This window comes from Acidovorax sp. HMWF018 (genome assembly GCF_003061035.1).
Lineage (GTDB): Bacteria > Pseudomonadota > Gammaproteobacteria > Burkholderiales > Burkholderiaceae_C > Acidovorax > Acidovorax delafieldii.
Genome location: NZ_QAIM01000161.1, coordinates 1 through 11,772, shown reverse-complemented (window position 1 = coordinate 11,772; position 11,772 = coordinate 1). Strand labels below are relative to the sequence as shown.

The window sequence follows — 11,772 nt, the reverse complement described above, 5'->3', positions numbered from 1 at the left end:
GGTGTGGGGTGGTATCGGTGGCGGGGTGTTGTGCCATGTGCGTACGCGCTCTCAAGCAGTGGGCGCCGGGTTGGCGGCCGCAGCCGCGTTGGCCGCAGTGGTGGCCTGGGCTTTGGCAGCAAATTCGGCGCGCAGGGCCTTGAGCTTCTCGCGCGGGTCTTCGCGGGCGGTGGTCTTGTCCAGGCCCATTTCGGCGATGAAGCGGCTCGGTTGTGCGGCCACCATTTCGCGCCCTTTTTTGCGGCGCTTGGTCCAGCTCACGGCCAGGGTGCGCTGGGCGCGGGTGATGCCCACGTACATCAGGCGGCGCTCTTCCTGCAGGCGCTGCAGCACATCGTCGGTCACCTTCTGCTGGCGGCCTTCGTCGTCGTCCAGCTTGAAGGGCAGCATGCCCTCGGTCACGCCCACCAGCACCACATGCGGCCACTCCAGCCCCTTGCTGGCGTGCAGGGTGGAGAGCGTGACCATGTCCTGCTCCTGCTCGCGCTCGCTGATGGTGGATAGCAGCGCAATGGTCTGCGACACCTCCAGCAGGCTCTTGGTCTCCTTGGCCACCACGGCACCGGCCGTATCGTCGATCTGCCCGCCCGCGCGCTGGGCCATCCAGTCGCAGAACTCCATCACGTTGCTCCAGCGGGCGGCCGCCACCTTTTCGCTGTCTTCGTTGTCGTACAGGTGCTGCTCGTAGCCAATTTCCTTGAGCCATTCGTTCAAAAAGGCGCGGGCCTCTTCGGCGCCATGGGTGCGGCGGGCGCTGTACTCCAGGTAATTGATGTAGCGGCCAAACTCGTGCAGGCCGTCCATGGCGCGCTTGGGCACAGCCGCAGGCAGCATGCCGTTGAACAGCGCGCCGAACATGCTTTGCTTGTGCTGGGTGGCAAAGGCCCCCAGCGATGCCAGCGTGGTGTGGCCGATGCCACGCTTGGGCGTGGTGATGGCGCGCAAAAACGCCGGGTCATCGTCGTTGTTGATCCACAGCCGGAACCAGGCGCACAGGTCCTTGATTTCGGCGCGGTCAAAGAAGCTCGTGCCGCCCGAGACCTTGTAGGGAATGTTGGCCTTGCGCAGTGCCTTCTCGAACGGCTTGGCCTGGTGGTTGGCGCGGTACAGGATGGCGAAGCTCTTCCAGTCCGGCGGCGGGTTGCTGGCCGCGCGCAGGCTCTGGATGCGGGCCACGGCGCGCTCGGCTTCGTGCTCCTCGTTGTCGGCATCGACCACACGCACCGGCTCGCCCTCGCCCAGTTCGCTGAACAGGGTTTTGGGGAACAGCTTGGGGTTGGGCCCGATCACGTTGTTGGCCGCACGCAGGATGGCGCTGGTGGAGCGGTAGTTCTGCTCCAGCTTGATGACCTTGAGGTGGGGGTAGTCCACCGGCAACTTCTTGAGGTTGTCCAGCGTGGCGCCGCGCCAGCCGTAGATGGACTGGTCGTCGTCGCCCACAGCGGTGAAATGTCCCTTTTCGCCCACCAGCAGCTTGAGCAGCTCGTACTGCGTGGCGTTGGTGTCCTGGTACTCGTCCACCAGCACATGGCCCAGGGCCGTCTGCCACTTGGCACGCACCTCCGGGAAGTCGCGCAGCAGCCGCAGCGGCATGCCGATCAGGTCGTCAAAGTCCACGCTTTGGTAGGCCGCCAGGCGCTCTTCATACCGGGCCATCAGCGTGGCGATGATGCGTTCGTTGTCGTCCGCCGCCTGGGCCAGCGCCTGTTCGGAGGTCAGACCCATGTTCTTCCACTTGCTGATCACCCACTGCCACTGGCGCGCCGTGGCCATGTCGGTGGTGCCACCCGAGGCTTCTTTCAGGATGCCCGTCACGTCATCGGCGTCGAGGATGCTGAACTGCGGCTTGAGGCCCAGCACATGGCCGTCCTCGCGCACCATGCGCACGCCCAGCGCGTGGAAGGTGCACACCAGCACATCCTTGGCGCGCCGGCCAATGAGGCCCTTGGCGCGCTCGCGCATCTCGGCGGCGGCTTTGTTGGTGAAGGTGATGGCCGCGATGCGTTTGGGGTCCATGCCCTTTTCGATCATGTGGGCGATCTTCATCGTGATCACCCGTGTCTTGCCCGAGCCCGCGCCTGCCAGCACGAGACAGGCCCCGTCGGTGTAGTGGACAGCCTGGAGCTGGGCGAGATTGAGACCGGCAGACATGGAGAGGGTGAGGGCAGGAAGAGGCGGAGGGCGGAAACCGGGCAGGGCGCGGGGCGGTGGGCGCCACGGGCGCGGGGTGCAAACCGAGGGGTGTGCCGCGCAAGGGCGCAATGATACCGGCGCGCCCCCGGCGGCTACGGTGCGAGGGTATCGGCCGCCGCCCCATGCGCGACCAGCGCCTGACAGGCTGCTGACGGAGCCGCTGCCGGACCCGCGCGCGGGCCCTGTGCTCCGGGAAACCCCGCTAGGGGCTTTGTTTTCACAATTTGATACTGGTTGGCGAGTCCTTCCCTTTGTCGGGAGGGGAGTGTTGTGAACCGAGCACCGCCATGAACCCTGCCACCCCGCCTTTCATCGCTCTGACTGCCGCCGCGCCCCGGGCGGGTCGCCGTCGGTTGCCACTGCCTGCATGGACCGCCTGGTCCGCCCTGGCGGCTGCCGGTGTGCTGGCGGGTGCGGCGTTGCTGCCACGGGTGGCGCATGCGCAGGTGGGGGGCAACGCCCCCGCGCGCATCGGCGTGGTGGGGCCGTTCACGGGGCCGTCGGCCGACTTTGGCGTGCCCATGCTCAATGGCATAAAGCTGGCGGTGGACGAGATCAATGCCGTGGGTGGCTACCTGGGCCGCCCGCTGGAGCTGGTCATCAAGGACGACAGGGCCGACCCCGATCAAGGCCGCAAGGTGTCGCAGGAACTGCTGGCCGAGAAGGTCGTCGCCACCATTGGCTTTTGCAACACCGGCGTGGCGCTCAAGGCCATCGACCTGTTCCAGGACGCCAAAAGCCCGCTCATCGTGCCCTGCGCCACGGGCACAGCCGTGACGGCCAAATATCCCGCGCCCGACAGCTACATCTTCCGCGTGCAGGCGCGCGACGCGATCCAGGCGCCCTTCCTGGTGGACGACATCGTCAAACGCGGCTGGGACAAGGTCGCCATCTTTGCCGACAAGACCGGCTATGGCGAAGGCGGCTACAACGATGTGGTGGCCGCACTGGCCGCCAAGAACCTCAAGCCCGTGCATGTGGCGCGCTTTGACCTGGGGGTGAAGGACCTGACGGCCGAGCTGACTGCGGCGCGCAACGCGGGTGCCAACGTGGTCTACAGCTACACCGTGGGGCCGGAGAACGCCACCATTGCCAACGGCAAGAAGGCGCTGGGCTGGAAGGTGCCGCAGGTGGGGCCGTGGCCGCTGTCCTTCCCCTTCTTCCTCGAAGGCGCCAAGGACGCGGCCGAGGGCGCGCTCATGGTGCAGACCTTCATCGCCGAGCCCAGCAACGAGCGCCGGGCATCGTTCCTGTCGAGCTACACCCGCAAGTACCAAGGCAAGGTGGCCGTGCCCATGGCGGCAGCCAACGCCTACGACGCCACCTATCTGCTGATGTACTCGTTCCTCGGCATCCGCGACGGTAACCTGAACGGCAAGGCCATCAAGGAATCGCTGGAGGGCAAGATGAAGACCTACTACGGCGTGGTCACCACCTACGACAAGCCCTTCAGCGCGCAGGACAAGGACGCGATCACGCGCAACATGCTGGTCATGGGCATGGTCAAGAACGGCGCCATCACCTTTGCCTACCCGGAAGATGCCAAGCGCAACCTCATCATTCAGCGCAAGCAATAACAAAAAGCGGATGTCTGCGCTCGCCGCCCGCGAGCCCACCCACCTGACTTTGCGCTGACCACCCCGGGCGCCGCAGACCCTGGCTGCAGGCGCAACAAGGACAATCGGGCTGTGCTGTCCGTCCTGCTCGTCACCTTCCCCTTCTTTGCGCTCGTGCTCTGTGGCTACCTCGCCGCACGGCGCGGCGTGCTGCCGCAACCTGCCATCCCGGGGCTCAACGCCTTCGTGCTGTACTTTGCGCTGCCGTGCATGTTGTACCGCTTTGGCGCCAGCACACCCATCCACCAACTGCTGGACCCGGCCGTGGCAGGCGTGTATGTGCTGTGTGCGCTGGTCATGGTGGGCGCCACGGTGGCGCTTACGCGCAACGCGCGCATCGGCTGGAACGACGCGGCCTTTGGTGCGCTCGTCGCAGCTTTCCCGAACACGGGCTTCATGGGTGTGCCGCTGCTGGTCGCACTGCTGGGTGCCCAGAGCGCAGGGCCCGCCATCGTCACCATCGTGGTGGACATGGTCATCACCAGTTCACTGTGTATTGCGCTCTCGCGCCTGGATGGGGCGGGCACCCACGGCGTGGGCGTGGCGCTGAAAAGCGCTTTCAGGGGCATGGCCACCAACCCCATGCCCTGGTCGATTGCGCTGGGCGCGCTCGCATCGGCCCTGCAGTTCAAGTTGCCGGGTCCGGTGGACAAGACCATCGCCATGCTTGCCGACGCGGCCTCGCCCGTCGCGCTGTTCACCATTGGGGCCGTGCTGGCCCGCTCGCAGATGAACCAGCACGAGCAGGTCCCTGCACGGGACTACGTGCCGGTGGCGCTTGCCAAGCTGCTGGTGCACCCGCTGCTGGTGTGGGGCGCAGGCACGGCGGCCATGGCGCTGGGGGTGCCGCTCACGCCCTTTGCGCTCACGGTGATGGTGCTGCTGGCGGCGCTGCCCAGCGCCAGCAACGTGTCGCTGCTGGCCGAGAAATTCGGCGCCAACAACGGGCGGGTGGCGCGCATCATTCTGGTGTCCACTGCGCTGGCGTTTCTGAGCTTCTCCGCCGCCGTCGCGCTGCTGACCTGAGCCGCCAGGCTGCTGCGGTGCGGCGGTGTCAGGCCGCCGGGGGTGTCTTGCGCCCTACCAGATACTGCACTCCCAGCATGCCGTAGAACTCCGAGTGCGGCTCTTCGGCCGCCAGGTGAAAGACATCGCCCGCCTGGTACACACGTTCTGACGCAGCCGTGGCGATGCGGATATCACCCGACAGGATCAGCGCCTTGGCCTCGAACGGGTGGGTGTGGTCACCTAGCATGCCCCCGGCTTCGCGGGTCACGGTGACGGCGGGCTCAAAGCCTTCGCGGGCCAGTTCGTCTGCAAATTGTTCGGGGGTCATGGGGTCTCCTGCTGCGGTACGGGGCAGTGTAGGTGCAGGCTCAAAGCCAGAGCGGGGACTCGGACTATCAAAAATGATAGCTACCAGCGCATGATGCACTGGCGCTACCGCCGGATTTGCTTCGATTTTTCATGCGGGGCTCGCGCGCAGGCGTCGTCCAGACAATGTGGCCGTGCCGCTGTCGTGCCGCCGCCTTGGCCTGCCTGTCGTTGCCTTCCTGAGATGGCTGCCTTGAGAAAACGATACGAAAAAACATTCGACAGGGCATGCTTTTTGCGCCGACGATGCCACGTGGTCAATCCATGCCCACGAACGGACAACAACAGGAGATTCACTATGAGGAAGAGGAATATTGTGCTGTGGGCACTCACGCCCGTGGCCGTTGCGCTGGTGCTTTCGGGCTGCGGCAGCGGCTCGGACAACGACCTGGCCGTGGACAACAATGCCCAGAGCTGCTCGGTGGTGTCCAGCTCCGGCTCGGCCGTGGTGGTGGGGTCCGGCGTGGCGGGCGACCCGGCTGCGCCCGAGGCGGCATCGGGCTACCGCCTGGGCTACAAGGCCAAGCAATCGAGCAAGTACATGGTGGTGGCCAACACCCCGCTGGCCACCAAGGCCGGCTGTGACGTGCTCAAGGCCGGCGGCACTGCGGTGGACGCCGCCGTGGCAGTGCAGGCTGTGCTGGGCCTTGTGGAGCCGCAGTCCAGCACGCTGGCGGGCAGCGCCTTCATGATGTATTACGACGCAAACACCAAGAAGGTCGTGGCGTACGACGGCCGTGAAACCGCACCCGCAGCCGCCAACGGCTACTACCTGGTGCGCCAGGACCAGGGTGATGCCTCGTCCGCTGCGCCCGTGCCCAGCGCTCGGCGCAGTGGCCGCTCCATCGGTGTGCCGGGTGTGATGCGTATGCTGGACATGGCCCACAAGGAGCATGGCAAGCTGGGCTGGGAAAAGCTGTTTGACGAAGGCATCCAGCTGGCCACCAACGGCTACCGCATTCCCGGCCGCATGGGCGACGCGATCAAGGGCAACGCCGCCAGCCTGGCGCTGGACGCGAATGCGGTGTCCGCGTTCTTCAACGCCGACGGCACCCCCAAGGCCACCGGCACGGTGACGACCAACCTGCCCTACGCCCAGACACTGCGCACGTTGGCGAGCGGCGGTGCCAACGCGATGTACTCCGGCCCGCTGGCCGAGGCCATCGTGGCCAAGGCAGCCCAGGCGGTGGGCGATGATGCGGCCAAGACGCCCATCACCCCCAGCCTGATGACGGTGAACGACCTCAAGAACTACCAGGCCAAAAAGCGCGAGCCGGTGTGCACCACCTACCGCGCGAGCTACTACGTCTGCACCATGTCGCCGCCGTCGTCGGGCGGTATCGCCATCGCGCAGGCGCTGGGCATTCTGGAGAATTTCGACCTTTCCAAACACGGCCCCACCAATCCCACCAATGAAGGCGGCGTGCCGAGTGTGATGGGTGTGCACCTGGTGTCCGAGGCGGAGCGTCTGGCCTATGCCGACCGTGACAAGTACGTGGCCGACACCGATTTCATCCCGCTGCCTGGCAAGGGCGTGTCCACCATGCTGGACAAGGCTTACCTGAAGCAGCGCGCGGCACTGATCCAGCCGGACGGCAAGTCGCTGGGAACGGCGTCGGCAGGGGCGCTGGGCGATGTGCCTCTGGGCGTGGACAAGACGGTGGAGCGCGGCACGACGCACTTCTCCATCGTGGATGCCTATGGCAACGTGGTGTCGATGACCTCCACAGTTGAGTCCAGCATGGGCTCGTTCCACATGGTGGGCGGCTTTCTGCTGACCAATCAGCTCACCGACTTCTCGGCGCAACCGGCCGATGGTGCGGGTGTGCCCATTGCCAACCGCGTGGCTCCCGGCAAACGCCCCCGCAGCACCATGGCACCCACCTTGGTGTTCAAGGGCACAGAGCCGGGTGATTTCGTGATGGCGACGGGCTCGCCCGGCGGCGGCACCATCATCCAGTACGTGCTCAAGACCGTGGTCGGCGCGGTGGACTGGAATCTTGATGCCCAGCAAGCCACATCGCTGGTGAACTTTGGCGCCACCAACAGCCCCACCACCAACGTGGATGGTGCCAACACGGCGCTGGACCTCACCGGGCTGATCGACGGCCTCAAGGCCAAGGGCCACACGGTGAACAACGCCGCGCAGTCGAGCGGCGTCTCCACCATCATGCGGGTCAACCGCAACGGCCAGACCAAGCTGGAAGGCGGCGTGGACCCGCGACGTGAAGGCATCGTGCTGGGTGACGGCGCGCTGTAATCGGCGAACCACGCTCTGACGAGACGGGGGCTGCGTTGAAAAGCGCAGCCCTCGTTGTTTTTGGCCGCTGCGCAAGACTGCGGGCGCGCCTCAGATCGCCAGCGGGTCCACGTCCACCAGCCAGCGGATCAACCCCTTGTGCTCCGGCTGGCTGCGCGTGGCTTGCAATATCGGCTGCCATGCGGCCAGGAAGCGCTGCAGGGTGGCGCGGCTGCTGCTCTCCATCAGCATCTGGGCGCGCTCTACATTGGCAACGCGCTGGATCGTGAGGGGCACGGGCGGGAACAGGATCACCGTGCCATCGGGCAAACCTGGCAACTGCGCGGCGTGGGCGGCGGCGGTGGCTGCCGTAAGAAAGCCCTGCGCCACCTCCTGCGTGCGCGCATCAGCCCGCACCAGCGCCTGGTACGAGAACGGGGGCATGGCGGCCTCTTCGCGCTCCTTGAGCTGCTGGGCGGCAAAAGCTTCGTAGTCGTGCTTGCGCAGCGCCTCGAACACGGCGTGCTGGGGGTGAAAACTCTGCACCCACATCTCGGGCTGCGTGCCATGCACCGCTTGTGCGGCCATGTAGGCGGCGTCGCGCCCGGCGCGGCCCGCTGCCTGCATCAGCAGTGCAAACAGCCGCTCGGCGGCGCGGAAGTCGCTGCTGAACAGCGCGCCGTCGGGCTGCACCGCAGCCACCAGCGTGATGCGCCGAAAGTCGTGCCCCTTGGCAATCATCTGCGTGCCCACCAGCACATCGACCTCGCCGGAATGCACCTGCGCCAGCTGGGCCTCCAGCGCGCCCTTGGCCTTGGTGGTGTCGGCGTCGATGCGGGCGATGCGGGCCGGCGTGCGGTCGGGCCGCAGCACTTCGGACAGCAGGGCGCCCAGTTGCTCTTCGAGCTGCTCGGTGCCCCGGCCCATGGGGTGAATGTCGGGGCTGCCACAGGTGGGGCAGTGGTAGGGCACGCGCACGGTGTAGCCGCAGTGGTGGCAGCGCAGGGTGCGGTCGGTCTTGTGGAAGACCTGGTGCGCGCTGCAGTGCGGGCAGTCGCTTTTCCAGCCGCAGTCCACGCAGTGCAGCACGGGGGCGTAGCCCCGGCGGTTCAGCAGCACCATGCTTTGTTCGCCGCGCGCCACGCGCTCAGTGATGGCCTGCAGCAGCGGCGCGCTGAACACGGTGCGGCGGGGCTGCTGGTTCATGTCCACCCGGCGCACACGGGCCAGTGCACCGGCGCCAATGCGGCTGGGCATGTGCAGCCGCACGTAGCGGCCACCTTCTGGGTCTTCGGCCGTGGCCGGACGGCTGGCGTACCAGCTCTCCAGCGACGGCGTGGCGGAGCCCAGGATCACCTTCGCGCCCTGCTCGCGTCCGCGCCAGATGGCCAGGTCGCGCGCGGAGTAGCGCGCGCTCTCCTGCTGCTTGTAGCTGGGGTCGTGCTCTTCATCCACCACGATGAGCTTCAGGCCGGGCAGGCTGGCGAACACCGCCATGCGCGTGCCCAGCACGATGCGCGCGCTGCCGCCATGGGCGGCCAGCCAGCTGGCCAGGCGTTGCGGGTTCGTCATGCCGCTGTGCAGCGACACCACGGCGCCGGGGCCGAAGCGCGGGGCAAAGCGGCCTGCAAACCGCTCTTCCAGCTGGGGCGTGAGGTTGATCTCGGGCACCATCACCAGCGCCTGGGCGGTGGGGTCGGCCTCCAGCATCTCTTGCACGCAACGCAGATACACCTCGGTCTTGCCACTGCCGGTGCTGCCAAACAGCAGGAAAGGCCCTTTTTCTGAGGAAATTCGGGCCCTGACGCTTTCTTGTTCTGCGCTGAGTGCTATGTTTTCAATAGTACGTGAGGTATCTCCTGCGCCCTTGGCCGGGCGCCGCAGCCGCCGTGCCAACTGCTCGGGGCGCAGGTCGCGCAGTTGAGGGGGCAGGGCCGCCAGGGCCACCTCGCCCAAGGCGCGCTGGTAGTAGCGTGCTGCGAACCCCACCAGACGGCGCCAGGACGCATCCAGGGGCGCCACGCCATCCAGCACACCTGCAATGGGACGCAGCGTGGCGCCATCGGGCAGCTCACCGGGGGCTTCGTCGGCGTCCCACACCACGCCCAGCACCTCGCGCGTGCCCAAGGGCACCCGCACCAGCGTACCCGGTGAGAGCGGGCGCTCACTGGCGTAGCTCAGAAGGTCGCCGACTCCACTGTGCGATGGCGTCTGCAGGGCAACGTGGACGAGGGAGAGGGTCATAGACACGAGCTATGGAGGAGAAATAGGCTTAGTGCGCGTTGTGGATGTGGTCTGGAGCTTTGGCGGCTAAGTGCTTGATTTGCTGTGGGTGTGTGGGTAATCCCGGATTTCTGTGGATAACTTTGTTGACATCCTGCCTGGACCCCCGCCCAAGCCGCATGAATGCTGGCTGCGAACAGATTGCCCGGAAATACAGCACTCCAAAAAAATCGTTATGAATCAATCATCTGAAGAAATTTGCCCCGGATTTTTGTGCTAAGCCGATTCAGTGCCTCCATGTTGCGCTGCATCACGTTTTGTGTGCATAAGTCGGACAGCAGGACTTCGTCAAGAGGACAGGTTGCCCCCTTTTTGTGCTAGCGGCGTGAGCCCATGTTCATGCGTTTCTTCGATATGGCCTGCAAGTGCTTGATTTGACAGGGGATTTGTAAGAAATTCAGAATTTCTGTGGATAACTTTGTTGATATCCCTTGGGTTTGCTCCGCAAGTCCTTGTCAATTCGTGCTTTGGCTGGATTGCCTGTCAAAAAAGCAGGGGATTTAACGCCATATAAATCAAGCACTTAGCGTCGCGATGAGGTTTGTTTGCAAGTTGCCGCACGAAGTCGCGCCGGGTACGAGGATGCTCCAATTTTGTGCATAAGTGCGCTGGCGGGGACGCCGGATCTGCTGCGAAATGCCCGGGGATTGTCGCAGGGCCCGGAGTGTCTGGCGTTCTTGGTGTCATAGCGGTCCATGTCGCTTTGCTTCAAGACGGCGCGGCGACTTGTGGCGACGATGCCGCCATGGCTACTTACTCTTCTTCCCCCATGGCAGATGCGCCCACCATGGAGCGCGACGGTTTTGTGCTGGCCCGGCTGGACGAGGTGGTGCAGGCGGCACGTACCGACAGCCTGTGGTTCATGACCTTCGGGCTGGCGTGCTGCGCGGTCGAGATGATGCATGCCGCCATGGCGCGCTACGACCTGGACCGGTTTGGCATCATCCCGCGCTCCAGCCCCCGCCATAGCGACCTGATGATCGTCGCCGGCACCCTGACCAACAAGATGGCGCCCGCCATCCGCAAGGTCTACGACCAGATGCCCGAGCCGCGCTACGTGATCTCCATGGGCTCATGCGCCAACGGCGGTGGCTACTACCACTACAGCTACTCGGTGGTGCGGGGTTGTGACCGCATCGTGCCCGTGGATGTGTATGTGCCCGGCTGCCCGCCCACGGCCGAGGCGCTGCTCTACGGCATCCTGCAGCTGCAGGCCAAGATCAAGCGGCCCCAGGTGATCCAGCGGTAATCGGCAGACCCCAGCGGGCGGCGGCTTCAACTGCGCCGCAGCAGCCAGTCCGCATCGTCGCCCGGCCGCCGGGTGTGGGCCTTCAGTGCTGCGGGGGGCTTTTCGAACAGGGCGCGCGCCTCGCGGCTGAAATGCGCCTGGTCGGCGTAGCCATGGCGCAGGGCGGCATCGAGGGCACCGGCGTTGCCGTCGCGCATGGCCAGCAGGGCATGTTCGGCGCGCAGCATGCGTTCGATCTCGCCAGGCCGCAGGCCCGCCAGCTGCCGGGTGCGGCGCTGCAGGTGCCGGGGCGTCCAGTCCAGCGCAGAGGCCAGGGCCTGGCGTGCGCCGCGCTGCCAAGCCTGGTGCAACACCTGCAACCAGGCAGCATGCCGGTCGGCCACGACCGCCCAGCGTGGGGTGAGGAAGTCCACGCACAGCGCCTGACGCACCCCATGGTCGGGCGCCGCGTGGACGGCCGCGAGGAAATGGTGCCAGGCCGCGGGCAGCCAGGTCGTTGCGTCCGTGACCCGGTCGGTCAGCGGCGCAAGGTCCTGCCCGGTGAGCAGCCCCAGCGCGCCGGGCTGGAACGCCAGGCAGAACGAATCACCATCAAGGGAGGAGACCGAGTGGTAAGGATGTCGGTGGGCGCCCGAGAGTGTGATGGCCGGCATAGCCGCTGCCGTGGCGGCGCCCGCACATTCCACGAGCTGGGCCGTGCCCCGCGTGAGCCAGATGATGCCGGGGTAGGGGCTGGGCGGCACGCGCGTGTCCGCCGGGGTGTGGGGCGGCTGGCGGCCCAGGTCGCGCCAGAAAAAGGCGCGCACGCAGTCCACGAG

At 66.1% G+C, this 11,772-nt stretch carries 8 protein-coding genes; 4 read left to right on the top strand and 4 right to left on the bottom strand.

The window, feature by feature from the left end:
• Positions 1 to 51 precede the first annotated feature (51 nt).
• Positions 52 to 2,151 carry an ATP-dependent helicase gene (locus DBR23_RS06255; protein WP_108497660.1) on the bottom strand — a complete coding sequence of 700 codons (2,100 nt, stop codon included), beginning with the start codon at positions 2,149 to 2,151 and terminating at the stop codon, positions 52 to 54.
• A 329-nt stretch (positions 2,152 to 2,480) separates the two neighbouring features.
• Between DBR23_RS06255 and DBR23_RS06250 the strand changes: the two genes are divergently transcribed.
• Both DBR23_RS06250 and DBR23_RS06245 read left to right on the top strand, forming a co-directional pair.
• Positions 2,481 to 3,770: an ABC transporter substrate-binding protein gene (locus DBR23_RS06250; RefSeq protein WP_108497659.1), complete on the top strand. Its 1,290-nt coding sequence runs from the start codon at positions 2,481 to 2,483 to the stop codon at positions 3,768 to 3,770.
• 111 nt (positions 3,771 to 3,881) lie between these two features.
• Positions 3,882 to 4,835, top strand: a complete 954-nt coding sequence (locus DBR23_RS06245) for an AEC family transporter (protein WP_056065542.1) — start codon at positions 3,882 to 3,884, stop codon at positions 4,833 to 4,835.
• Between the two features lie 28 nt (positions 4,836 to 4,863).
• Here DBR23_RS06245 and DBR23_RS06240 read toward each other — a convergent pair whose 3' ends face one another.
• The gene (locus DBR23_RS06240) at positions 4,864 to 5,145 is read right to left on the bottom strand and encodes a cupin domain-containing protein (protein ID WP_056065545.1); all 282 of its coding nucleotides are present in this window, start codon (positions 5,143 to 5,145) and stop codon (positions 4,864 to 4,866) included.
• 336 nt (positions 5,146 to 5,481) lie between these two features.
• Between DBR23_RS06240 and DBR23_RS06235 the strand changes: the two genes are divergently transcribed.
• On the top strand, positions 5,482 to 7,443 hold the full coding sequence (locus DBR23_RS06235) for a gamma-glutamyltransferase family protein (protein WP_056065546.1): 1,962 nt from the start codon (positions 5,482 to 5,484) through the stop codon (positions 7,441 to 7,443).
• A gap of 90 nt (positions 7,444 to 7,533) precedes the next feature.
• Here the strand turns inward: DBR23_RS06235 and priA are convergent, their stop codons facing one another.
• The gene (priA, locus tag DBR23_RS06230) at positions 7,534 to 9,666 is read right to left on the bottom strand and encodes a primosomal protein N' (protein ID WP_108497658.1); all 2,133 of its coding nucleotides are present in this window, start codon (positions 9,664 to 9,666) and stop codon (positions 7,534 to 7,536) included.
• Positions 9,667 to 10,492: 826 nt separating this feature from the next.
• Between priA and DBR23_RS06225 the strand changes: the two genes are divergently transcribed.
• The gene (locus tag DBR23_RS06225; protein ID WP_369817519.1) at positions 10,493 to 10,954 is read left to right on the top strand and encodes an NADH-quinone oxidoreductase subunit B family protein; all 462 of its coding nucleotides are present in this window, start codon (positions 10,493 to 10,495) and stop codon (positions 10,952 to 10,954) included.
• 26 nt (positions 10,955 to 10,980) lie between these two features.
• On the opposite strand, the gene DBR23_RS06220 is transcribed toward DBR23_RS06225, so the two are convergent.
• Positions 10,981 to 11,772: helix-turn-helix domain-containing protein (locus tag DBR23_RS06220; RefSeq protein WP_369882090.1), on the bottom strand; the 792-nt coding region annotated here is incomplete at its 5' end.